The 23,545-nt window shown below is 38.2% G+C and carries 21 protein-coding genes; 5 read left to right on the forward strand and 16 right to left on the reverse strand.

What is annotated here, in order from left to right; genetic code table 11:
- Positions 1 to 2: 2 nt before the first annotated feature.
- The 6 genes from ADH92_RS00855 to ADH92_RS00880 form a co-directional block, all read right to left on the reverse strand.
- Entirely contained in the window at positions 3 to 980 is a 978-nt protein-coding gene (locus tag ADH92_RS00855; protein ID WP_023917797.1) for a glycosyltransferase family 2 protein, read from the reverse strand.
- A gap of 1 nt (position 981) precedes the next feature.
- A complete protein-coding gene (locus ADH92_RS00860; RefSeq protein WP_049496052.1) occupies positions 982 to 2,235 on the reverse strand; it encodes an oligosaccharide flippase family protein in 1,254 nt (417 codons plus the stop codon).
- Positions 2,236 to 2,566: 331 nt separating this feature from the next.
- Positions 2,567 to 3,604: an acyltransferase gene (locus ADH92_RS00865; RefSeq protein WP_049496055.1), complete on the reverse strand. Its 1,038-nt coding sequence runs from the start codon at positions 3,602 to 3,604 to the stop codon at positions 2,567 to 2,569.
- A 59-nt stretch (positions 3,605 to 3,663) separates the two neighbouring features.
- The gene (gene rfbD, locus ADH92_RS00870) at positions 3,664 to 4,515 is read right to left on the reverse strand and encodes a dTDP-4-dehydrorhamnose reductase (RefSeq protein ID WP_049496057.1); all 852 of its coding nucleotides are present in this window, start codon (positions 4,513 to 4,515) and stop codon (positions 3,664 to 3,666) included.
- Between the two features lie 61 nt (positions 4,516 to 4,576).
- Positions 4,577 to 6,460 carry a glycosyltransferase family protein gene (locus ADH92_RS00875; RefSeq protein ID WP_049496060.1) on the reverse strand — a complete coding sequence of 628 codons (1,884 nt, stop codon included), beginning with the start codon at positions 6,458 to 6,460 and terminating at the stop codon, positions 4,577 to 4,579.
- Positions 6,453 to 7,382 carry a glycosyltransferase family 2 protein gene (locus tag ADH92_RS00880; RefSeq protein WP_049496063.1) on the reverse strand — a complete coding sequence of 310 codons (930 nt, stop codon included), beginning with the start codon at positions 7,380 to 7,382 and terminating at the stop codon, positions 6,453 to 6,455. Before ADH92_RS00880 ends, ADH92_RS00875 begins: the two co-directional genes overlap by 8 nt.
- 121 nt (positions 7,383 to 7,503) lie before the next feature.
- Between ADH92_RS00880 and ADH92_RS00885 the strand changes: the two genes are divergently transcribed.
- The gene (locus ADH92_RS00885) at positions 7,504 to 8,484 is read left to right on the forward strand and encodes a Gfo/Idh/MocA family protein (RefSeq protein ID WP_049496127.1); all 981 of its coding nucleotides are present in this window, start codon (positions 7,504 to 7,506) and stop codon (positions 8,482 to 8,484) included.
- Complete coding sequence (locus ADH92_RS00890) at positions 8,481 to 9,566, forward strand: DEAD/DEAH box helicase (RefSeq protein WP_049496064.1); 1,086 nt, start codon at positions 8,481 to 8,483, stop codon at positions 9,564 to 9,566. The genes ADH92_RS00885 and ADH92_RS00890 overlap by 4 nt, the downstream gene beginning before the upstream one ends.
- A 42-nt stretch (positions 9,567 to 9,608) precedes the next feature.
- Here the strand turns inward: ADH92_RS00890 and ADH92_RS00895 are convergent, their stop codons facing one another.
- The 5 genes from ADH92_RS00895 to ADH92_RS00915 form a co-directional block, all read right to left on the reverse strand.
- Entirely contained in the window at positions 9,609 to 10,991 is a 1,383-nt protein-coding gene (locus ADH92_RS00895) for a polysaccharide deacetylase family protein (protein WP_049496067.1), read from the reverse strand.
- A gap of 110 nt (positions 10,992 to 11,101) precedes the next feature.
- Complete coding sequence (gene gloA / locus ADH92_RS00900; RefSeq protein WP_003006623.1) at positions 11,102 to 11,482, reverse strand: lactoylglutathione lyase; 381 nt, start codon at positions 11,480 to 11,482, stop codon at positions 11,102 to 11,104.
- Positions 11,483 to 11,511: 29 nt separating this feature from the next.
- On the reverse strand, positions 11,512 to 12,867 hold the full coding sequence (locus ADH92_RS00905) for a sensor histidine kinase (RefSeq protein WP_049496075.1): 1,356 nt from the start codon (positions 12,865 to 12,867) through the stop codon (positions 11,512 to 11,514).
- Entirely contained in the window at positions 12,851 to 13,531 is a 681-nt protein-coding gene (locus ADH92_RS00910; RefSeq protein ID WP_003003305.1) for a response regulator transcription factor, read from the reverse strand. Before ADH92_RS00910 ends, ADH92_RS00905 begins: the two co-directional genes overlap by 17 nt.
- A 135-nt stretch (positions 13,532 to 13,666) precedes the next feature.
- Positions 13,667 to 14,176, reverse strand: a complete 510-nt coding sequence (locus ADH92_RS00915; RefSeq protein WP_049496080.1) for a hypothetical protein — start codon at positions 14,174 to 14,176, stop codon at positions 13,667 to 13,669.
- 205 nt (positions 14,177 to 14,381) lie between these two features.
- Between ADH92_RS00915 and ADH92_RS00920 the strand changes: the two genes are divergently transcribed.
- Positions 14,382 to 14,915 (forward strand): biotin transporter BioY, encoded by a 534-nt coding sequence (locus ADH92_RS00920; protein WP_049496082.1) that lies wholly within the window; start codon positions 14,382 to 14,384, stop codon positions 14,913 to 14,915.
- Between the two features lie 152 nt (positions 14,916 to 15,067).
- On the opposite strand, the gene ADH92_RS00925 is transcribed toward ADH92_RS00920, so the two are convergent.
- Together ADH92_RS00925 and ADH92_RS00930 are read right to left on the reverse strand one after the other, a co-directional pair.
- The gene (locus ADH92_RS00925; RefSeq protein ID WP_049496085.1) at positions 15,068 to 15,790 is read right to left on the reverse strand and encodes an ABC transporter permease; all 723 of its coding nucleotides are present in this window, start codon (positions 15,788 to 15,790) and stop codon (positions 15,068 to 15,070) included.
- A 1-nt stretch (position 15,791) separates the two neighbouring features.
- The gene (locus ADH92_RS00930; RefSeq protein ID WP_049496130.1) at positions 15,792 to 16,748 is read right to left on the reverse strand and encodes an ABC transporter ATP-binding protein; all 957 of its coding nucleotides are present in this window, start codon (positions 16,746 to 16,748) and stop codon (positions 15,792 to 15,794) included.
- Positions 16,749 to 16,854: 106 nt separating this feature from the next.
- Between ADH92_RS00930 and ADH92_RS00935 the strand changes: the two genes are divergently transcribed.
- Together ADH92_RS00935 and ADH92_RS00940 are read left to right on the forward strand one after the other, a co-directional pair.
- Entirely contained in the window at positions 16,855 to 17,565 is a 711-nt protein-coding gene (locus ADH92_RS00935) for a LytR/AlgR family response regulator transcription factor (protein WP_049496088.1), read from the forward strand.
- Positions 17,565 to 18,842, forward strand: a complete 1,278-nt coding sequence (locus ADH92_RS00940; protein WP_049496090.1) for a sensor histidine kinase — start codon at positions 17,565 to 17,567, stop codon at positions 18,840 to 18,842. Before ADH92_RS00935 ends, ADH92_RS00940 begins: the two co-directional genes overlap by 1 nt.
- 583 nt (positions 18,843 to 19,425) lie before the next feature.
- Here ADH92_RS00940 and ADH92_RS00945 read toward each other — a convergent pair.
- The 3 genes from ADH92_RS00945 to pstB all read right to left on the reverse strand — a co-directional run bounded on the left by ADH92_RS00945 (position 19,426) and on the right by pstB (position 23,524).
- Positions 19,426 to 21,969, reverse strand: a complete 2,544-nt coding sequence (locus ADH92_RS00945; RefSeq protein ID WP_049496093.1) for a M1 family metallopeptidase — start codon at positions 21,967 to 21,969, stop codon at positions 19,426 to 19,428.
- 130 nt (positions 21,970 to 22,099) lie between these two features.
- Entirely contained in the window at positions 22,100 to 22,753 is a 654-nt protein-coding gene (phoU, locus tag ADH92_RS00950) for a phosphate signaling complex protein PhoU (RefSeq protein ID WP_021152974.1), read from the reverse strand.
- Positions 22,754 to 22,765: 12 nt separating this feature from the next.
- Entirely contained in the window at positions 22,766 to 23,524 is a 759-nt protein-coding gene (gene pstB / locus ADH92_RS00955) for a phosphate ABC transporter ATP-binding protein PstB (protein ID WP_049496099.1), read from the reverse strand.
- Positions 23,525 to 23,545 lie beyond the last annotated feature (21 nt).

The raw sequence follows: 23,545 nt of genomic DNA on the forward strand, positions 1-23,545 counted from the left end.
TATTATTTTTTATAAAATTTCATCAAATATGGGAATATCTTAATTGATAATCTCAGTCCAAATAATCTTGTTATCATTCCAGTGTATCTGAATGGTCTATTCTCTATCTCATCTGAAAACTTAAGAAGGAATTTGTACTCTCTAAGTAAACGTTGGATTTCAGGATGAGATGAATATTGATTAACGTAAGGAAGGATTGAGATATATGAGATCGCAAAGTAAATACTCAATGCATGTTTAACATCAGGGTCAAGACTATTAACATCAGTTAACCCAATTTCGATACTCTTTAAAATATCAATTACATTTTTTTCTTTTACAATATTTGTAATACTTCCCAATCGATTCTGTCTGTATTGATAACAATCTATATTTAAAATCGAATAAGTAGAAATCATTTTTAATAGCTTCGCACAATATAAACAATCCTCAGATAAAAAACCAATAGGGAAGTCTAGTCCTTGTTCAAACAGGTTCTTTTTCACACATTTATTCCAAGCTGGAGCGGTTAAAATCTCGTTTTTGACTAATCCTTTAATATTCTCTTTGGTACCTCCATAATCGGGAACAAAATCAAAACCAACCCTGACGCTATCATCTAATCCATAGTATTTATTATAAGAAAATATAATTACATCACTTCGAAATTTATCAATGTTATTCGATAATTTATCAAGGAAGTCTGGATTACTCCAAAAGTCATCACCATCAACAAATAGTAAATAATCTCCCTTAGAATATTTAATTCCAGTATTTCTCGCTGAAGATAATCCGCCATTTTCTTGATGAATGGTTCTAACTACCTCAAATTCAGATGTTAATTGATCACAAATCATTCCTGTTCGGCCATCTGTAGAACCATCATCAACTATAAGAACTTCATATTCAGAATCAGGGAAGTTTTGACTTACAAGACTTTCTACACATTCTTCTAAATACTCTGCCACATTATATGCAGCAACTATAATTGAAAATTTCATTTTATTTTTTCCTTCTAAAGATTGTATATGGATTTGTTGCAAAATAAATTACTAAAGACGCAATTAACCAAGCTATCATTGCACAAAGAAATGAAAGTGAGGCTCCAAAAATTTCAAATTTTGACACTAGAGGCTTGGCAGTTAAGATTGACACAATATAACCCACAATAAAGGAAATAACCAAAAAATGTTGCTTCCTAAATATTGTCAAAATATTATCACATACAGTTGAAAAAGTACTTGCAATTCCTCCAAGCAACAAGACGATAAAACTCGTCTGATACTGTTTAAGGTTAGTCCCATATACAATATCCAAAGCTGGGATGGCTATAAAAGCACCAATTAAAAATATTAATGTACAAGTTCCAAATAAAATCTTGAAGAGATTATTCTTGTAAGTGACAAAATGAGAAATCTTCTTTTCTTCTAAAAAGACTGCAAGTTGCGTAATCATTGGCCTTAGAAACACAATCATAAGATTCATGGCAAAAATTGGTGTAAATAAAATACTAAAATCTCGCTGAACACCATTTCCAATCAAACCTTGATTAAAAATATCATTCAATGCATATTTGGGCTGATTATAAATTGAGACCAACAAAAAAGCATTAATAAATAAAGGTAAACAATCTTTCAATACATTGATAATATTACTCAACCTAACACTCTTAAGATTTAAGCGATGGAAGACTTTTGAATTAGGATAATCAAATAGAGCAATAAAAACAAATGAACTCATGGTTTGTGCGATAACAGACCACAATAGATTTTTAGAGGTGACTAAAGTTAAAGCAAATACGATTGTTGAAATGGTATTTCTCAGGAAAAGGGACTTCCCTGCAATATCCAGACGTTCTTTCTGCTGAAACAATCCTTGAAAAACATCTGATAAGGCTTCACTAACTCGGAAAAAAGATACCCAAAAAATTATCCCTAGATTTGAGTGAGTATTAGTATTAAAAATTAAATACGTCACTAAAAGAAGAACCATTGCGACGTTTGAAATAAGCCTTGTAATGAAATAAGTATCAAAAGAATACTTTTCTCTTATATCTGTCGCTTGGAAATCTCTAACTTGAAAACTTGCTACAATAACAAAGAGGTTCGCAATTGCATAGGCAAAACTATAGGTATCCGCTGAAGCACTATTTAAAGCACGTGTAACAATAAAAAGAAGTATAACTGAAACAGCAGCTGAAGACAAACTTCCTAAAATATTCCAGAAAAAAACCTTTTGGGCAGTTACTTTTCTCAAGTTTTTCTACTCACTTTCTATAAGCACATTCCATTAATTATACCATAAAGACAATTAAAAAGAGAGTAGCTTATGATATATTCCCAATATTATGATTAGTAAAAATACTGGTTTGCTGCGGCCGAAAAAAATATGTTTGATATTTCAATAGTTAAAATTATTACTACATTATTTAAAATTTCCAAAAAAACAAAGGGAAATGTTTCTTCTAATCGAGAAACAGTCCCCCTTAATTTACTTTATTTTCCACTTTACAAATTATAATGAAATGGACATAGACACAAATTGCAAATATTACAAAATCCCATTAATTTTCAGATTCATTAGTCTATTACTTGTTATATTTAACAATCATACTTTGAACAAATTTTAGAACTCGAGTAATGACGTAGGTGATAAAAAGAGATTGTAAAAACAAAAAAATGACTATAAAAGGAAATTTTGGTAAGATGTTTGCAAAATCTCCCCATTTCTCAACTATTTTAGGATACCAATATAAATCTCCAATCACAGATAGTAAATAAATAGGAAGAGTGTTCTTAGAGATAAATAGGACGACTTTTTGTAGCCAATCATTTTTAATATCGACTCGTAGTTGAATAACAGAATAAAAAATTAATGAAGACAATAGAAATACTGGAAGAACACCGTATTCTATTCCAAAACTAGATCCTGATATTACTGATAATCCCAAAACACTTAATACATCGAGAATTAAAATGACTAAAAAAAGTTCTTTAATAGTTGACCTCTTCTTAGAAGAAGCAATAAAAGCACCAACAAGATAATATGTAATAGGCCAGAGTCCCTTCCAATAATCAGGAATTAGGTGCGATACAATCATAAAAATTTGCTCATTGTTATTAAACAATGAAAGAGTGGCTGGGAAAATAGTTAATAATACTAGAACACCTAATGCAATAGCTTGATTTCTACGATTATTAAATGATTTGAAACCTGCATTTAAAAATGGAATCATTATATATAACCCAATATACATATTTACATACCATGCATAGTGGCTAAAGGAAAATATATTTACTAATAACTTACCAAGATAATCTATATTAAAAACTCTAACGTCGAAAAAAGTATAGATAGAAGCGGCAAGACAGTAAATTCCAATTACTGGTAGTAATTTGATAAAGTAAGTTTTACTATAAGTCTTATCTTTCATTAAATAACCTGTAGTCATGATAAATATAGGAACACAGGTCATAAAAATCATCCAAATAAAAGATGATAAAAATATACTTTTAAAGGTATAGGGACGACCATAATAATTGGTATGAAGAAAAAAATGCACAGCTACTACAAATACTATTGCAATACATTTTAGTATATCTATATTTAGTTTTCGCTCTTTCATAAATCTCCTTATTGTATTACCGAATGAAAAGATGGTTTCGCACCATCTTTCCATTTTAATTATTTCACTTCTTGTTTGTAAAACTCTTTCAAGGCATCTTGCCAAGTTGGAATAACGAATCCTGTAGCCTTAGCCTTAGCCAAGCTCATCGTTGAGTTCAGTGGACGTTTCGCTTTAGCTGGGAATTGGCTGGAATCCACTGGCTTCACTTCTACATCAGTATCTTTGAGGATTTCAACTGCAAAGTCATACCAAGTTGTATCTTCTTCAGCATCATTTGATAGATGGTAATAACCATATTCTTTACGGTTTTCAGCCAAATAAGTCATAAACTCTGCGAGAGTACGGGTCCAGGTTGGACGCCCGTGTTGGTCATTAACGACTGTAAGTGTTTTGTGAGTCTTCGCAAGGTTTTGCATGGTGAAAACAAAGTTCTTACCGTAGTTTCCAAAAACCCAAGCTGTACGGATGATATAGAAATTAGACACATGCTTCTCAACCAATTCTTCCCCCATACGTTTGGTACGACCGTACTCTGTTTGAGGATCTGGTTGATCGTCTACTTCCCATTCTTGTCCCACTGGTTTTTTCCCATCAAAAACGTAGTCGGTTGAGATATAGACCAAGGTTGCACCGTGTTTTTCAGATGCCTTTGCTACATTTTCCGTACCAGTCACGTTGATGGCGTAGTCCAACTCTTTTCCTTCGTCTTCTGCCGCATCCACTGCAGTGTAAGCTGCACAGTGGTAAACCAAACTTGGCTTCACTTCTGCGAACACTTCGTCTACTTTCTCAGCATTTGTGATGTCCATTTCCACTACGTCTACTGCTACATACTCTTCGTTGCGTTCGTCAAGAAGGTGACGAAGTTCAGTTCCGAGTTGGCCATTTGCACCTGTTACTAGAATCATAATTTTCTCCTTATGTTTAGATTTTCAATTAAGAGCCTGTTTTATAACTTTAAAAAAACTATCAATTTTCTAACACTTTTTTACATCTATTAGATCGTGTTAAAAAGACACCGAATACGATTAACCAAGAAAATGTTTCAATACAATATCCTAAATATTGCAAGAAAGTCTTATGGTAAGAAATCGAGATATGTCCTGGTTTATTTATTTCTATGTAAATCTTACCATCATTTAAAACTTTTTTATTTTCATTTGGTTTCCTCAGTTTTTGATTTTCTCGATTTTCTTGAGCGGTGAATGGACGAGTTTTCATCACTGCTTTAGAACCAGAGGCACCTCTCGAATAGTCTACTTGGTAGCCTTTATACCATATTAGAGGAACAACAAGACTACTCCTATTTATATTATTTTTAAAATCTACATCAAATTCTAAAAGATTATAACTTTTCTTAATATTAGAAATAGTTAGTTCTCCATCATCCGAGAATTCTGAAAATTGAGGATCACGCACATGCACATTATCAACATTTATATTATAATACTCGTCTCCACTGGTATCAACAAATTTCGTCTTGTCTCCCATATATACTGCTTTTAACAATTCCTCACTAAGTTTATTTTCATTTTGCATTTGACTATAGGTCTTCGATGAACTAAAGTACTGTGGTAAAACTTGGTAATAATAAAAAGTTAAACTAGCCATACATAAAAGAAATGGTAGAAAACCTTTTACATTTGCAAAAGCTAAAAATAAAATAAATATTAATGGTATAAAAAACAATAATCGTCCAGAATATTGCATGCTTCCTAGGAAGGTCTGTTTCAGCATAGAATTCCAAGGTAAAACACTAGTAGCAGAGAAGTACAATATCCAACAACTAAGAAAAAGTGTCTTACTAAGGGAAGTCATACGTCGATATAGTAAAAAGACTATAAAACTTGAAATGAGCAATCCTATACTTATTAAATGATGGATTGGCCATTCTAGTGGAGTGAATGGCTTATAAAATCCTGAGTTGTCTCCTTGAAATGGATAAGGTACAGAGAAAGTATCATTTACATTAACAGGAAAATTTCTTCCTAACCAAGAAAAGAGAAAATGTTGAGAAGAAACTTGCTCTATGTATTGCAAGATGTATCCAGCAGATAGAAATAAGGCAATCAAAACCGATAATATAAATGAAACTAACTTTTTCACGCTTATCATATTGAAATTTAGTAATAAAAAGATAAAAGAAAAAATGGCTAATATTATCGTGGAAAGTATATGAGTTTGAATTAATAATGCTACTACAATGCCTAAATATATTGGATTTCTTCGGTTTAAGAAAAGTATTCTATAAATTGAATAAATAAGTAGAGGAACTAACGGAACTACCATTGTCATACCATACCCAAATAATGTATAGTAACACGGTACTGTAATTGCAGTTATAATTCCTAACATTTTATTCTTAGAAATTTTTTCAACCACAAAATAAACAGTGATAAGTGTAGATAGTATAATCAAATGGGCAAATATAGAATAAGATACGTTACCATTTTTTGTGACCATATATACTAATGCTGATGGATAAAATTGCCAATTTCCATAAAACATAGGTGAGGCATAGCCTGTCCCATAGGCGTATATATAATTCAGATTTGGAAGAAAATCCAGATGTCTTATAGACTCCGAAAGTCCAACAATCCTAGATAAATGAAAAACATAATCATATGTCCGACTTTGAAAATTTATTAAGTTTAAAGATAAAAACGTAAATACTATTGAGTAAGTAATTAAAAATAGATAGTAAACTCTATCACTAATCAAATTACAGAAATTATTTATTGATTCAAATTTTTCTTGAAATCGTTCTACAAATTGTAAATGAGCAACCTTATCAAAAAAAACGTCAATTTTATCATTGAAACTAGATAATGTTTTTTTAAGTATCCTAATCATCACTTTTCTCTTTCACAACATAAACTGGCCGTTTCTTAGTTTCCATGAAAATCTTACCAACATATTTCCCTAAAATTCCAATGGTGAGTAATTGGAAGCCTCCAAGGAAAAGAATCACTGTCATGAGGGATGGCCACCCAGAAGTTGGATCTCCAAACACTAAAGTGCGGATCACAATCAAAATCACCATTATAAAGGCCAAAATCCAAGATAACAGTCCACCAATAAAGGCAATGTTTAGTGGGGCGTCTGAGAAGTTAACAATCCCTTCAATCGAGTATTTGAAGAGGGACCAAAAATTCCAAGACGTCTCTCCTGCCACGCGCTCAACATTTTTGTATTCTAGGTATTCTGTTTCAAATCCTACCCAGGCAAAAATTCCTTTTGAAAAGCGATTGTATTCTGATAACTCTAGAATCGCATCGACCATGGGACGGCACATCAAACGGAAATCACGCGCACCGTCAACCATTTCCACTTGGCTGATATGATTAATCAATTTATAAAACATTCGTGCAAAGAAAGAACGAATTAGTGGTTCCCCATCACGAGTTACGCGTCGGGTTCCGACACAATCTAGATTTGGCTGCTGATCTAACTTCTCCTTCATTTCGATTAATAGTTCAGGAGGATCTTGCAGATCCACATCCATAACGGTAACATAATCTCCTGAAGCACGCTCAAGTCCAGCATAGAGTGCTGCTTCTTTTCCGAAATTTCGAGAAAAAGAAAGGTAATGCGCATTTGAATCCGTAACATGTAGCTTTCGAAGAACGGATAGCGTACCATCTGAGGAGCCATCATTTATAAAAATATATTCAAACTTTTCTCCCATCTCCATCCTAACTCGTTCCATCTCTCTATAAAATAATGGAATCGATTCTTCTTCGTTAAAACATGGGACTACAACTGATATGGTCATCTCTTACTCCTTGATTTCTTCACCTTCTATTGTAACAAAAAACTCTCATAAACCCTAGTATTTTTCACCCCTCCCCCTTTTCATGGTATAATAGAGTGAATCGATGACGGAAGGACACCTTATGTTAAAGCTGGGAATTATTGGTACGAGTTGGATTTCACATGAATTTATTACAGCTGCTCATCAGACAGGCCACTATCACTTGCAGGCTGTGTATTCGAGAAAGATGAAGACGGCTCAAGAGTTTTGTGAGCCTTATGGGGCGATCTCTTGCTACACGGATTTCATCGACTTCTTAGACAGTGAGCTAGATGTGATTTACATTGCTAGCCCCAATTCTCTTCATTTCGCTCAGGCCAAGCTTGCTATTCTGGCCAAGAAGCATGTCATCATTGAAAAACCGGCTGTGACCAAGCCTTCTGAATGGAAGGAACTGGTCAAGCTCGCTAAGGAGCACCAGGTCTATCTCTTTGAAGCTGCCAGAAATTACCAAGAAGCAGCCTTTCAAGTAATTAAAGACTTCCTCTCTAATCAGGAAATACTGGGCGCCAACTTCACCTTTGCCAAATATTCTTCCAAATTGCCAGCCCTTCTTGCAGGTGAGATGCCCAATATTTTCTCAGATGTCTATGCAGGTGGAGCTTTGATGGATCTGGGAGTCTACTGCCTCTACTTGGCGATTGGCTTCTTTGGAAAACCGATCTCCAGCAACTATACCGCTCAGCAATTACCCAATTCGGTTGATCTCTATGGTCAAGGTGTCTTGATTTATCCAGATTTTCAGGTTGCTATTCAGGCAGGGAAAAATATCACCAGCCATCTACCTGCTGAAATCTACACCAAGAATGGAACGCTGACTCTCAATGCTGTAGCAGCCATCAACCAGGCCCGCTTCGTCAGTCATTCTGGTGAGGTCATCGACCTTCCGATCCAGCCCTGCCCACACCAAATGCAAGAAGAGGCGGAAGCCTTTGCCCTTGCCATCGCTCATCAAAAGCCGTCTGCTTATCTTGAGTGGTTACAAACAGCTGAGCAGGTCCATGAAACCCTCTACCAGATGCGTCAAAGCGCTGGAATACAATTTAAGGATGAAAAAGAATGAAAGAAAAATTTCCACAAAGCTGGAAAGACCAGTTAGAAACACTCGGATTTGATGCATTCACTGAAATTCAGGAACAGATCTTCTCCCCTATCTATGAAGGAGAAAATGTCCTCGGGATCAGTCCTACTGGAACGGGTAAGACACTCGCCTACCTCTTTCCGTGCTTGCTCAAACTCAAACCGAAGAAGGCCCAACAACTCTTGATTTTGGCTCCTAATACAGAGTTAGCAGGACAAATTTTTGATGTCACCAAACAATGGGCAGAGCCTCTCGGTCTCCAGACACAACTCTTCCTTTCAGGATCTAGTCAAAAACGGCAAATCGAACGCCTCAAAAAAGGACCCGAAATCCTGGTTGGGACGCCTGGTCGGATATTTGAACTGATCAAGCTGAAAAAGATCAAAATGATGAATGTAGAAACCATCATTTTAGATGAATTCGACCAATTACTGAGCGATTCTCAGTACCACTTCGTCGACAAGATCAGCCACTATGCTCCCCGTAACCACCAATATATCTATATGAGCGCCACAGCCAAGGTCGATCCAGACCAGCTAGAAGAAAATACTCTTCGCATTTCGGTTGATGGAGTTTCTTTGGACAATATCCAGCATTTTTATATGCAAGTGGATAAGCGGGACAAGGTCGAATTACTCCGCAAACTCGCCTACGTCGAAGATTTTCGTGGTCTGGCTTTTTTCAACAGCCTATCTGATCTGGGTAGTGCTGAAGAAAAACTACAATACCGTGGTGTTGAGGCCGTATCGCTCGCAAGCGATGTCAATGTAAAATACCGCAAAGTCATTTTGGAGCGCTTCAAAGACCATCAGCTAACCCTATTGCTGGCTACCGATTTGGTCGCTCGTGGAATCGATATTGAACATCTTGAGTGTGTGATTAACTACGATATTCCTCGTGATGTGGAGACCTATACCCACCGCGCCGGTCGTACAGGACGAATGGGGCGTGAGGGCTATGTAATCACCTTTATCACCCACCCAGAAGAACTCAAATCCTTAAAAAAATATGTTTCTGTACGTGAACTGATTTTAAAAAATTCCGAACTCTTTTTAAACGAATAAGAAAATCCTCTGCTAGTGAATGAACTGCAGAGGATTTTTATGTTAATTTCCATTGTAATAAATGCGATGACTTTCAAGTTGATAATCCAACAATTCATCCACCGTTACAAAGGTATAGCCTTGTGATTTGAGGTAGTCAAGGACGGTCGGTAGAGCGTCAATCGTGGTTTGATGGATATCATGCATGAGGATAATCGAACCCGGTTTGACTTCTTTTTTCACTTCATTGAGAATGGCCGTCGTATTATGCGTCTTCCAATCTAGGCTATCTACATCCCACATGATGAAGGATTGGTCGACACCGTATTGGATAGCGTTATTGATCGCCCCATACGGAGGGCGGGTAATCTTAGTCTGCACACCTGTCGCTTTTTGAATAGCTTCTTGGGTATCCAAGATCTCTTTTTTGGCATTATCCAAGCTCAATTTTGGCAATTGAGGGTGATCCCAGGTATGGTTCCCGATTTGATGACCTTCTTTGCGGACTTGCTTAGCAATATCCGGATTCGCACTGACATTTTTTCCGACCATAAAGAAGGTAGCTTTGGCATTGTATTTCTTTAAGATAGAAAGCGCCTGAGGTGTCGTCTTGGGATCTGGTCCATCATCAAAGGTCAGGGCAATCATCTTACGGTGGCGTTCTTCTATATAGGATTGGTACGTTTCGAGATCATCAGGAAGCAAGCGATCTGTATCAATCACGTCATAGAATTTAGACAAGGGAACAGTGAAGGTATCATCTCCCTTAACCTTGGTTGGAAATGGAATGGTGAAATTTCCTTTTTCATATTGGAATTCCCATTGGCTCAAATCCAACTCTGAGAAGTGGGCAACCATTTGATCAATGCTCTCCTCATCCAGCTGACGAAAGTCTAGATTCCCTCGCAATTCCTCCAAAAAGATCTGTTTGGCTCCATCTGGATCCGCAAAGACCTGGCTCAGAGTCAGAGGGTTACTCTCATCATCCAAGTAAAAGAGGGGCAACTTCACCGTCTCATCTTTGATGAATTTCCCTTTTTTGTATTGGTATTCAGCCCGTTTAATCTGGATAGGGTGATAGCCAACAAAAGGCCCTTCTGCTTCTTCACTATGATAGAAGGTCAGGTGCTTAGGCTCTTTGGTTTTCTCATCCGATCCTAGACGCTTAAGGTCTTCTTGGATCTTCTCTTTAATAATCTCAACAACTTGTCCATCCTTAGTAGGATAATAAGCTGTCACATAAGAAGTTCCTAAGATCCCTTCCTGAACTTGAACATCTTTTCCTTTTTCAGAGTTTTTCTCTAGTTGGATGACCTTGGCAAACTGATCCTGATAGGCTTTTTGTTCACGAAGCTTTTGAATCTTTTGATAGCTAATATACAAAAGGCTCAATAAAAGGAGATTTGTAATGATTAATAAGATAGTTTTCGTGTGTTTGAAACTCATAACTTTATTATAGCAAATTTCTCTCGAAAAAACATTCCTTTTTTGTAAATGGTTTCATAAAAAAGAGGGCGACTGACGTCGCCGACAGCGGCCCTTATTTTTAATCCCTCTTATTTTTCGCGAATGACTTCTACTTTATATCCATCCGGATCTACAACGAAATAGTAATTCGGTTGCGTTCCTGGAAGACCTTTTGGTTCCGTCACTTCATAGCCTTTAGCCTTGTGTTCAGCATTCAAACCTTCTAGATCAGGAGTACTCAAAGCAACGTGAGCATAGCCATCTCCGATGACATATGGACCATGATCATAATTGTAAGTCAATTCCAACTCATAGTCATCTCCAGGCAAGGCCAAATAAACAATCGTGAACTTGTAGTCTGGAAAATCTTTCCGACGTTTTTCTTCAAAACCAAAAGCATCTTGGTAAAAAGCGATTGACTTTTCTAAGTTTTCCACACGAAGGCAAGTGTGCAACATTTTTGAACTCATAGGTTTTCCTCTTTTCTATTTTTAAAAGATTATGAACGATTTTTTTTACGACTTTCCGTCTTAATGGATAATTTCACTTCAAAGATGGTCCCTTTTGGTTTATTATCTTTGACTTGAATGGTCCCTTTAAAGGCTTCTACAATCTGCTTAGCGAGGGACAACCCCAAACCAAAACCACCTTTCTGACGGGTTCTGGCCTTGTCGACCCGGTAAAAACGATCAAAGATCCGTTTCTTGTCCTCATCTCGAACACCTGGACCATTATCCAGCACCCTCAGAAGTAGATTTTTGTCCTTCAACTGGACTTCAAATTGGATCTCGCCATCTTCATCGGTGTACTTCAAGGCATTGTCATAGAGAATGGTCATCAATTGCTTGAGGAGCGTTCTATCAGAACAAATGACTTTGTCCACCTGATTGTCTCCTTGGAAGAGTTTGCCATTTTCTTCCGCAATGATCTCAAAATTGGAGAAGGTCTGATCAAAAAAGCTTGGTTCGATCTCTTCCATCTCTGGCTTCAAGCCATCATCTCTTCGGGCGATATTGAGAAGGTTGGTGGTCAGGAGCTTCATATTTCGAACTTCATCCAAGCTAGATGCAATGCTCTCGCTTGACTCCATAATGGTCGCTTCAGGCTTTCTAAAAAGCGTTTCGAGGCGATTTTGAAGGACTGCTAGAGGCGTCCGTAACTCATGTGAAGCATTTTCCACGAATGCCTTTTGCTTTTGCATACTCTCAAGTAGGGGCTTAACACTGAGACGTGCTAGGAAGAGACTAGCGAATAAGGAAATTCCCCAGAAGCAAATCATGACGAGTGCGATCTGACTCTCGTGCTCCTCACTGGTCTGTTCTAGCTGACTGATATTGGTCATGACAACCGCATACTTGACGTCGCTATCTCCGTCATCAGACAAGCCCAAATCCGTCATGTAAGCCCGGTAACTTTCTTTTTTCCCGTAACTATTTGTAATTTGGAGTTGGGAAACCTTGTTAAGCAATTTACGACCAAAAGTTACAGTTTTGAAGTTTAAAAACCCATTTCCCGTTGTTAAGTTTTGATATTTTTTGTTCAGTAGAACAACAGTGGTATTGGAAGTAACGTCTCCTTTTGGTTCCGATTTATCAGGATTAGGCATCATCATCTCATGCTCATCACCCTCTTTGGAATTAGACTGTTTCTGATCCCGGTTGGCAATAGCTATAATGGAATAAGGATCCTGACTCAAGGTCTTGAGGTTCTCATCGACGGTTGTATAGAGACTCGAGCGCATGACCTGAATAATAATTAAGGTCATGGCTGAGAATATCAAGGTGAAGAGACCAAAATATCGGATGAAGTAAGAAAAGTCATCTTCTCCGACTGTTTTCTTAATCCTTGTTAGCATCTTTTAAGATATACCCCACACTGCGTAATGTTTGCAAGCTCTCAACAAAATCAGTACCTTTTAATTTCTTACGGATTTTTGAAACATAGACTTCAACCACTGAGATAGTTGTGTCACTGTCAAAGCCCCAGAGACGATCGAAGATCTGTGTTTTTGGAAGGATGACATTTTGGTTTTGAAGGAAGTAGACCAAGAGATCAAATTCCTTCCCAAGAAGTTCTACTTCCTTATCGTCCACGTAAGTCGAATTGGTAGATAAGTTGACCTTCAAATTGCCATAATTGAGGGTGTTTTCATTGACCTTACCTGACCGCTTCAAGAGAGCTTGAATCCGCATCTTAAGCTCTTCAAGATAGAAAGGCTTGGTCAGATAATCGTCTGCACCTAGCTCAAAGCCGTGCCCTTTGTCATCCAGACTTTCTTTGGCTGTCATGATTAAAACAGGTGTTGTCACGCCTTTTTCACGCAATTCTTTCAAAACATGGAATCCGTCTTTTTCAGGAAGCATGAGATCCAGCAGAATCAAATCATAGATCCCGCTTTCTGCTTCGTAAAGACCTTCTTCTCCGTCAAAGACCTGCATAACGTCCGCAAAATCATCTAAAAAATCAAATACTGAATTTGATAAACCAAGGTCATCTTCAACCAATAGAATTTTAATCATCGTCGTATCCTCTTCTCTTTCATGAGCGAGTCTTTCTAATCTATTCTTAACCATTATAACACGACTTGCCTTCATTTCCTATAGTTTAGAACCTGGTTTGATGATCAAATTCAGTCTATCAGAGGAAGGTTTGTTTTATGAGTTTGTCGTGTTTTCTTTGTTATTTTGACTATCACTCGTCTTGTTTTTATTCTTCGATTTCTTTTTGTTGGACTTGTTAGAGGAATTCTGGTGCCCTTCTTCTTGTCCGCCAGATTGGTTCATGCCATTTTCTGGACCATTCCCTTGAGGGTCAACATTGCCTTCCTGTGGCATTTGACCAGGTCCACCTCCTTGCGGGCCACCTTGAGGACCACCGTCCTGTGGGCCACCAGTTTGCTGGTTTCCTTGTGTAGCATGGCCATTTTGACTATTTTGTTGCTGATTGGATACTTGGTTCTGACCCGTTTGAACCGGTTGAGAAAATTGTTGGTTATTGGAAGATTGAGAGGCGATGACACCGACCCCAAAGCCACTTCCAGCACCAACCAACAATCCACCAACTGCTGCCATACCAATCCACCACCTAGGGCTTCGTTTGAGGACAACCATTTTTTCTTTGGATTCTTGCGTTTCGACTACTTGTTTTGTTTCTTTTTGATTCATCTTTTTACCTTTTATCTTTTTGTACAAGTACTTGTCTTTTAAAATTTAAAGGGAGCTCGATCCTTTAGTAAGGCGATTATACTTTAGGAGTCTTAAGCCTGCCTAAATTTTTACTTAAAAAATCCTAAAACAAGCCTGCACTATTGACAGGTTGAGCCCCTTATTGTAGAATAGTTACCATAAAATAAATACGAGGTTAACTGTTATGAAAAAAATCTTTCCCTTAGTTCTCATCTCCATTGGAGTAGCCATGATCTCCGTCCTATCTCAATTCACCGTTCCCTTTGGGCCTATTCCTTTGACCCTACAGACACTCATGATCGGGATCATCGGGACCATCTATAAACCCAGCCATGCCTTTGTCACAGTCTGCCTTTATTTACTGTTAGGCTTCTTAGGTTTTCCAGTATTTGCCGGCGGTGCTGGTGGTGCTTCGCATTTCCTTGGTCCTACTGCTGGTTTCCTCCTTTTCTTCCCATTCCGAGCATGGATCACGTCTCTATTTACCAATGCTAAATCCAGCCTTGTCACTATCTTTTTGGCCAATCTCCTCAGTAGTGCTCTCCTTTTTGTGTCAGGAGCTATCGGCTTTATGTTGGTCACGCATACCGATCTCCAAAAAGCATTTGCTTTGGTCGTTGCTCCCTTTATCCTTGCCGACCTCATCAAACTGATCATCATCACGATCACCAGTAAGGCGATTTTTGCCAGCCTCAAACACCACTGGTATTTCAAATAAGATACAAAGGGCTTAGAGGATATATTAAAAAAATCAACATCTGAACGCAGATGTTGATTTTTGTTATAGGGATACATTTATAAATCTCTTCAATTGAACTCCTTTTATAGAGAACTCTGTTTTAATGATGAAAAACATAGATCCTCCTTCCTTTATTTTTCCTTATAAAGAACTCTCAAGATCAGTAACTGTGTTAGCAAAATCCAGATGATCAGAATAGTGAAGTCAAAAAATGAGACGGGACCATGACTATAGACACAAGCTCGTAGGAGGTTGACAGAAGGGACAAATGGAAGAACATGATAGAGATGATTTATCCAATCTGGAAGACGACTTGCTGGGTACATGATTGGAGAAAACATCAAACCAATCATAAGAATTAACTGAGACATTAACGTTACAATATTGGGGGAAAAAGTATAAGCAATGGCGAATCCAAGACTGATCATTGTAAGACAGATCAGAAATAGGATAAAAACAGCCAGAACAGATACATTTAGGCGGACAGAAAAACGAAAATAGCCCAGTATAACAGAAATGAACACTCCAGGTAAAATAGCAATCATCCACATCCAAAGATCTGCTAAGGAAATCAGAATTCGTGGTATTGGAAGGGCTCGTACGTAGTCTACATGTCCTTCTGACTTCGCATTTGCTATAACAGGGGATGAGATCGTACAGCCAATAGAAATAACTCCTATCAGAACTGAACCAGAAGAGAGATAGTAGGCAGCTGTCGTATCAATCTCACCGATCACTAGTGGATAACCAAAAAGAAGTGAAATGGATAACAGAACCTGAGCTAGCGTAAAGAGTAGAAATAGATCTTTTTGACGAAGATAGTTCCAACGAAGTAAGTAAAAAAATTGAGTCATATCAGTTTGTCAACTCCTCTCTATAAAGATCTGAAATGGATACGTTTTTCTGAGTAAGTGACAGATTAAAAATATTCTTTCTATCCAATTCCTGTGTTAGTTTTGGTAGCAGTCTTGTTAATTCCTCCTCTTCTATTTCAATCTGGCAAATCGAACCATTGATGATGCTATAATCTTGAAATAGAGCTAAGCTATCTTCATTCCTAAACTCAAAAGATATTTGATACTGTTTTTGATAGGTTATTTGCTGAACTGGTCCTGATTTGATTAACTTCCCATGGTTAAATAAGGCATAGTTGTCAGCATATTTTTCAACTTCCAACAAGTTATGTGTCACAATAATAATGGTATGACCTTTATGCGCTAGCTTCTGTAATAATTGCCACTGTTTTTCACGACGTATTGGATCGACATCGTTCGTCGGCTCATCAAGAAGAATAATGGTCGGAGATCCGATTAAAGCCATTGCAAAAGAAGTTAGACGCTTTAAACCGCCTGAGAGATCCTTTCCTTGTTTTGCCCGATAGTCCTCAATTTCCAACTCGGTTAAGAGCTGATTCATTTCTTTTTGTAAATCTATGGTGTTTAACCCTCTCATTCTTCCAAGCATTTCTAAGTTTTGTTCCACCGTTAATTTTTCAAGTGGTGCATACTGTTGAGACATATAGCTCATCATTGAGCGAGCTTGTTTACGATTCTGTACAAAAGAAATATCTCCATAGCATACATCTCCTTTATCAGGTTTGGTAAAACCAATCATTTGATTTAAGAGGGTGGACTTACCAGCACCATTGTGTCCTAAAAAGGCTGTAATTTTAGCAGCTTCTATTTCTAAGGAAATATGGTTATTAGCAAAATGTTGCTTATCGAATGATTTTGTCAAATCACTAATAGTCAGTGTCGCGAATGTCTTCATCTCATCACTCAAAACTGAGAAGATTTTCCCAGCTTCCTTCATTTTTGATAAGATTATTGTATAATAAACATATGACTTTCCATGGTTTACGTCATGATTTACCATTTTAGTGTCATAATTAGCCAACTCAATTTGATAAGGGGGACTTATGTTAAACGTCGTTATTTGTGATGACTCAACTAGAGATGCTAGTCAGTTAGAACAGTATTTACTTTCTTACGACAAGGTTCCTGTAGAAACAAAACTATATACAAATCCACAAAAAATGCTAGAACAGTTAACAAGGGATACACATTGTGTTTTTTTGGATATTGATATGCCACAAATTACTGGAATTGACCTTGCACGTGAAATTCGTCAGTTCAATCCTTTTATCCCCATTATTTTTGTGACCAGCTATCGTGATTACATGGAACAAGTATTTGAAGTACAGACTTTTGATTACTTAGTAAAACCCATTGAACCCCAAAGGTTAAATAAGGTATTAGATAGGATCTTGCGTTATTTAGATTTAGGACAAACCATCTTTAACTTCTCATTTGGAAAACAAAGTTACTCTATTCCTTTAAGTGACATTACCTATTTTGAGAAAGATAAGCGTTCCGTTTTTATTTACACACTAGCAGATACCTATAAGTCCTTACTGAAAACTCAAGAAATTTTAGATAAACTACCTGATTATTTTATTCAAATTCATGCTTCTTATATTGTAAATCCCAAATATATCAAAGATTTTGATGCGAAAACAGTAACTATTTTGCTCAATGGAACCGAGGAGCATTCACTTCCAATTAGTCGTAAGTTCCAGTCTTCTTTTAAAGAAAAATACTATAACTATCTCAGTGAAAGGAATTTCTAATGCTAATAGGATTTCGGATTATTAGTATCTTGTTTGACTTATTTCTGGCAAGTGTTTTATTTTATAGGCCAATATCCAAAAGTAAACATTCAAAAGAGATACTTCTAGTCCTTTGTTGTTGCTTTCTTTTTCATGTGGCTCTTGTGTTTCTATTTTTAGAAAGTCGCGTTTTTTTAGTTAGCAATCTCTTCCTGAGTATTGTAGAATCCTCTCTTGTAGGACTCTATTTTGGCTACTCCTTTCGTGATTCTTCCTTTTGGATATTCTTACAAACAAGCCTGACATTATTAGCCGGAGCTGTCCTCAATCAAGCTATCCAACTATTTCTTCCACTGTCAAAAGTATCGAAAAATTTAGAACTGATTAGTGGTTACCTTGCCATCAGTTTTCTTTTTTCAACTGTGATCACTCTTGTTCTTCGACAGCTATTTCGAACACATCAAAAGTTAAGCATGGCAACATCTAGAAGAAATTGGCTTTATCAATTTATCGTGCCGATTTTATCGATTATTTTTGCCTTTACTGTATCTGCTATTCAAGGGCAAGTATTTGGACCAGATTATCTTTCTGTCATTTCACTCTTGTCTCTTATTGTATTGTCGTTTTCCTCGCTGTATTTTACCTTACATCTTTCTCAACAACAGCACGCTTATTATCAAAATAAATTAGATAAAGAACAACTTCAATTCCAATTAAGAGAAACACAACAGTCTCAAGAAGAATACCAACGATTGCAAAGTCTTCGGCATGATTTAAAAAATAAACATTTAACCCTGTTGGCACTTCTAGAAGAAAATCCTGATGATGCTAGAGAGTACCTTCAATCGTTAACCGATAGTATTTCAGGAAAACAAACCTTTTACTCCAAAAATCCAACGGTTAATTATTTACTGAATCAAAAACTGCACGATGTGGAAGATGAAATTGCATTAGAAATTAACTGCTTTATCCCACAAGAACTATCAATTCAGCCAGATGTGCTAGCTGTTATTTTAGGAAATTGTTTGGATAATAGTATTTCAGCCTGTCTTCGATTGACTGATAAATCAGAGAGAACATTGTCTCTGAATATACGTTATTTTCAACAAAATCTATTTATTTCGATCAACAATACCTTTAATGAACAGGAACAAGAGACTCGTAAAACACGTCAAAGAGATGGTTGGGGCTTGCGAAACGTTGATGCCCTAGTACAAGAATACCAAGGAACTATCAAGCGATTCAAAGAAAATGGCCACTATCGAACGGAGATTCTCTTACCAAGTCCAATAAACTAATGATCCTTCTCCTTTGAGGTCTTATTCAGGTCATTTATAAAAAAGAGGCTGGGACAAAATCTGTCCAGCCTTTGATGTTAGATAGAAATAACAGTTTGACACATTGGTTGATTGCTCATAGCACTGCTTTGAGGTGACGCAAACATTATTTCCTTTATCTGCAACCTCCAACACTCTCCCAGACTGTTGTATCTATGCGGGGGTGGAAAAATTGAAAAGAGAGGACTTCTTTCCCACTCCATTAGGATGTAGTTAAACTATCATTAACCAACCTAAATGATGCCCCAAAAATTAAAATAATATATTTTTTAAGTCTCAATCAAATATACACTGAAACTTTCCGCCGTGAGAAAAGTGCCTGAAACACAATTGTTTCAGGCACTCGGGAGTTTTGAGAGTAAAACAGTTCGGGGAACTGTTTTAGCCTGAGCCCAAAAATTGAAAAGTGAAGGGGCTCAAAACTAAGTCATGGAACTTCAAAGAAGTTCGCTGACGTCCGTGCTCACCTAAGGAAAGTTTCAAAGATGACGTTGTCTACATTCTAAGATGCTACAGAATGAATTCTGTAGCATCTTTTTTCAATCTATTTTGTCGCAAGGATAGCGGCTTCTACTGCTGCTTTCTCCCGCTCGATAAGATCAATACGAGCTGCAATTTCTTTAATTCCCATCTTGATATTACGGCTGATCGCCATATCATCCAATTGAGGCTCAAAGAAGGCCTTGTATTCATTCAACCGTTCACGGGTCTTGAAACAGTTAGCTGGGTAGATGACAAACTTATCAAAGCTCATATCACCACCGAGGGCTTTCTTGATCCAATCCCAGTTTTCACGTGCCCAAGTCCAGGTTCTACCTTGGGTAAAGTCATCATGCAAGAAGTTGTAATACCAGCTCATAGCCAAGTCCTGAGGTTTCACCACATCCTTGTTCTTCCACTCCTTCAATAGAGCTTCCAAAGTTTCCTTATCCTTGGTATAAGAAAGTGCAGCCGCCAACTGGCGTTTAAAGTTTCCATCAACTGTCTTAACATAAGTATCCAGGTATTGTTGGCTAAGCTCCTTGGTTTCCTGGTGCTTGATTTGGTTGACCAAGATTTGCAAGCGGATGGCCGCTGGAAGTTTTTCCAAATCATCTGCATGCGCTTCAAAGATAGCGCTCGCTTGAGCTTTTGCAGCTTCATCATTGGCCTTGATCATATTAGCAATCATTAGTTGACGAACTTTTTCGTCTTCTTCTGTTTCACCAGGCTTAGCTTCTAGACCCAAGCGTTCAAAGTTGTAACGGTTCAGGCGTTTCAACAACTCATGTAAGGCCGCTTCTGTTTCAGTTCCTTCATCCACAAAGAGACTGATTCCAGCTAAGACGCTCGAAACAGCTGAAACAACCAAGTAGGAACTTTCTTCTGTCAAGTGTTCAATCACTGGCAAGAGGCTTGCATAAGAAATTTGACCACTTTCAGCTAAAAGACGACGTTCTTGAACCACTTGTAATTTTGAAGTGCTATCCAAGCTAGTAAGGTCAGCAAGAATGTCTTCCAACAATTCCCCACGGTAGTCACTGATATAATGAGCCGTATTTTCTGTATTGAAGCGAAGAGCTCCGGTATTAGCTGCTTTCAAGGCACTATAGTTTGGAATTTCTAAGACTTCTGTTTCCAAAGTATCTGGAATACCTGTCCAGTTGCTATTCAATGGAACAACCCACTTGCGGCCTTTTTCTTCTCTTTCTCCGATAAAGAACTGCTCTTGACGGATGATCAAGGTATCGTTTTCCACAGAAGCTGAAACAACAGGGTATCCTGGTTGCTCCAACCAAGAATCCATAAAGGCTGCGACATCACGGCCTGAAGCTTGCCCAAGAGCATCCCAAAGGTCACGACCGATAGTATTGCTGTATTGGTGTTTTTCAAAGTAGATCTTCAACCCTTTACGGAAGGCGTCATCGCCTAACCAACGGCGAAGCATGTGCATGAGACGGCTACCCTTAGCGTAAACGATTGCTGGGTCAAAGAGAGTGTTGATCTCGTCTGGGTGTTTGACTTCCACATGGACGGATTGAACGCCATCTGTAGCATCGCGTTTCAAGGCAGCAGGCACTCCAGTTGTTTGGAAGTCTTCAAAGATATTCCAGCTTGGTTCAATGGCATCCAAGCTGACATATTCCATCATATTGGCAAAGCTTTCATTCAACCAGAGATCATCCCACCATTTCATGGTCACGAGGTTTCCGAACCATTGGTGAGCCAATTCGTGAGCCACCACCAAGGCTACTGTTTGACGGCTTTGGGCCGTAGAGTTTTCATCTACTAGAAGGTAGACTTCACGGTAGGTTACCAAGCCCCAGTTTTCCATCGCTCCTGAAGAGAAGTCTGGAAGGGCGATATGAAGGGATTGAGGGATTGGATACTTGACGCCATAGTAGTCTTCATAAAAATCAATAGCACGAACGGCAATATTCAATGAGAAGTCCAAATTTTCTAATGGGTGAGCTTTGGTAGAGTAGACACCGACTAGGGTTCCATTCTTGGTCTTAGCTGTCACTCCTTGAAGGTCTCCAGCCGCAAAAGCCAAGAGATAAGAAGACATACGTGGAGTCGTATCAAACTTCCAAATACCTGTTTCTTTGCGGTTTTCCACATCAATTTCAGGCATATTTGAGAGGGCAATTTCACCTTCTTCTTGGTCAAATTTCAAAGAAAGATCAAATGTTGCTTTGGCTTCTGGCTCATCCACACTTGGGAAGGCTTCACGCGCAAAATGGCTCTCAAACTGAGTAGAGATTACTTCCTTCTTCACACCATCTACTGTGTAGTAAGAAGGATAAATTCCTGTCATATTGTCTGTGATCTTACCAGAATAGGTCAAGGTAATCGTTACTTGACCTGTGCCTTCCAATTCAACATAAACCGCTTCATTAGCATCATCAACCGTAAATGGGCGGGCTTGACCTGCTACTTCTACTGTTTCGATGGTCAAATCCTTTTGGTGAAGCGAGATCTTGTCCGCCTTGGCTTGACCCGTGATCACCACACGACCGCTAAAGGTCTTGGTTTTACGACTTAAATCCAAAAACACTTCGTAATGTTCTGGAACGAATGTTTCTACAAAATGTGCAACTGCTTGCATAATTTCCTCCTTTAAATGTTTTACGCTTTTCCAATGAAAAGCCCTAATAAAACTATTTTATCACAAAGTTAAGATAAAAGAAAAGACAAGCATGACAATGCCTGTCTGTGATCGAAAAGACTCCATGATCTTACATTTCGATAATTTTACCTGTTTCGAAGTAAACCACCCACTCACAGATATTTTTTGCATAATCTCCGATACGTTCCAAGAAGTTGATCACTTGGAAATAATCCCGTCCGGTCACGATGGACTCAGGATTTTTCCGAATTTCTTCTGTTGCTAATTCTTGGATACTATCGAAGTAATGGTTGATGACTTCGTCTCGTGTCGCAACTTCATAGGCCAAATCCACATCGCCTTTGAGGTAAACATCTAGTGTCGCTTCGACAAAATCTTTGACTTCACGGCCCATCTTGCTGATCTCTTCCTCAACAGATTGGATGCGGACTTCCCCTTTCATGCGAATCGTTGCCTTGGCAATTGATACTGCGTGGTCACCCATCCGCTCTAAGTCAGAGACCGCTTTTAAGACAGTCATCACGATACGAAGGTCTTGTGAAACGGGCTGTTGAAGGGCAATAATCTCAAAGGATTTACGCTCTAATTTCACTTCGTAGTCGTTGATCTCCGCATCATCTTCGATAACTTGGCGGGCCAATTCACGGTCATGGGTCACGAAAGCGCGGACCGTACGGTTGATCTGACTCAACACCTCATTTCCCATTGCATAAAACTGGTTATGCAACTTCTCTAAATCTTCTTCAAATTGAACTCGTAACATTTTATTTTCTTCCTATCCAAATTTACCAGAGACATAGTCTTCTGTTTCTTTCTTAGCTGGGTTCAAGAACATTTCATTGGTGTCATTGTACTCAATCAAATCGCCATCCAAGAAAAAGGCTGTTTTATCAGAAATCCGACTCGCTTGCTGCATGGAGCGTGTCACCAAGAGCATGGTGTAGCGGTCTTTTAGTCCATATAAGGTTTCTTCAATCTTACCAGCTGAAATCGGGTCCAGCGCTGAAGTTGGTTCATCCAAAAGAATAATCTTTGGACTAGTCGCAAGAACCCGCGCCACACAGACCCGCTGCTGCTGACCACCGGAAAGTCCGATAGCTGAATCATGCAGGCGATCCTTGACTTCATCCCAGATGGAAGCGCGTTTCAAAGAGGTTTCAACTGCTTCATCCAAGACAGCCTTGTCCTTGACACCATTAATCATCAAGCCATAAGTCACATTATCATAAATGGACATTGGAAAGGGATTGGGCTGTTGGAAGACCATTCCGATTTCCTTACGCAATTCGACCGTATCGGTCCGTGGTCCGTAGATATTGTGACCGTTGTAGAGGACGGTCCCTGTGGTGGTGACCTCATGATTAAGGTCCCCCATGCGGTTAATGGCTTTTAAAAGGGTAGATTTCCCTGATCCTGAAGGACCAATCAAGGCTGTGATCTCCTTAGGAGCAAAGTCCAAAGAGACACTATTCAAAGCCTTCTTTTTATTGTAATAAACCGACAAGTCCTTGACTTGTAAAATTGGTTCTGTCATTCTATTTTCCTTTTTGTTGTC

It is taken from the genome of Streptococcus parasanguinis, from assembly GCF_001073155.1.
Lineage (GTDB): Bacteria > Bacillota > Bacilli > Lactobacillales > Streptococcaceae > Streptococcus > Streptococcus parasanguinis_D.

Coding starts and splice junctions, on each gene's coding strand:
- gloA (WP_003006623.1), bottom strand. CDS start 11,482: ATGAGTTCAAAAATGTTGCACACTTGCCTTCGTGTGGAAAACTTAGAA.
- ADH92_RS00855 (WP_023917797.1), bottom strand. CDS start 980: ATGAAATTTTCAATTATAGTTGCTGCATATAATGTGGCAGAGTATTTA.
- ADH92_RS00935 (WP_049496088.1), top strand. CDS start 16,855: ATGTTAAACGTCGTTATTTGTGATGACTCAACTAGAGATGCTAGTCAG.
- phoU (WP_021152974.1), bottom strand. CDS start 22,753: ATGTTACGAGTTCAATTTGAAGAAGATTTAGAGAAGTTGCATAACCAG.
- ADH92_RS00895 (WP_049496067.1), bottom strand. CDS start 10,991: ATGAGTTTCAAACACACGAAAACTATCTTATTAATCATTACAAATCTC.
- ADH92_RS00925 (WP_049496085.1), bottom strand. CDS start 15,790: ATGACTCAATTTTTTTACTTACTTCGTTGGAACTATCTTCGTCAAAAA.
- ADH92_RS00865 (WP_049496055.1), bottom strand. CDS start 3,604: ATGAAAGAGCGAAAACTAAATATAGATATACTAAAATGTATTGCAATA.
- ADH92_RS00905 (WP_049496075.1), bottom strand. CDS start 12,867: ATGCTAACAAGGATTAAGAAAACAGTCGGAGAAGATGACTTTTCTTAC.
- ADH92_RS00945 (WP_049496093.1), bottom strand. CDS start 21,969: ATGCAAGCAGTTGCACATTTTGTAGAAACATTCGTTCCAGAACATTAC.
- ADH92_RS00875 (WP_049496060.1), bottom strand. CDS start 6,460: ATGATTAGGATACTTAAAAAAACATTATCTAGTTTCAATGATAAAATT.
- ADH92_RS00930 (WP_049496130.1), bottom strand. CDS start 16,748: ATGAAGGAAGCTGGGAAAATCTTCTCAGTTTTGAGTGATGAGATGAAG.
- ADH92_RS00940 (WP_049496090.1), top strand. CDS start 17,565: ATGCTAATAGGATTTCGGATTATTAGTATCTTGTTTGACTTATTTCTG.
- rfbD (WP_049496057.1), bottom strand. CDS start 4,515: ATGATTCTAGTAACAGGTGCAAATGGCCAACTCGGAACTGAACTTCGT.
- ADH92_RS00920 (WP_049496082.1), top strand. CDS start 14,382: ATGAAAAAAATCTTTCCCTTAGTTCTCATCTCCATTGGAGTAGCCATG.
- pstB (WP_049496099.1), bottom strand. CDS start 23,524: ATGACAGAACCAATTTTACAAGTCAAGGACTTGTCGGTTTATTACAAT.
- ADH92_RS00910 (WP_003003305.1), bottom strand. CDS start 13,531: ATGATTAAAATTCTATTGGTTGAAGATGACCTTGGTTTATCAAATTCA.
- ADH92_RS00880 (WP_049496063.1), bottom strand. CDS start 7,382: ATGACCATATCAGTTGTAGTCCCATGTTTTAACGAAGAAGAATCGATT.
- ADH92_RS00885 (WP_049496127.1), top strand. CDS start 7,504: ATGTTAAAGCTGGGAATTATTGGTACGAGTTGGATTTCACATGAATTT.
- ADH92_RS00890 (WP_049496064.1), top strand. CDS start 8,481: ATGAAAGAAAAATTTCCACAAAGCTGGAAAGACCAGTTAGAAACACTC.
- ADH92_RS00915 (WP_049496080.1), bottom strand. CDS start 14,176: ATGAATCAAAAAGAAACAAAACAAGTAGTCGAAACGCAAGAATCCAAA.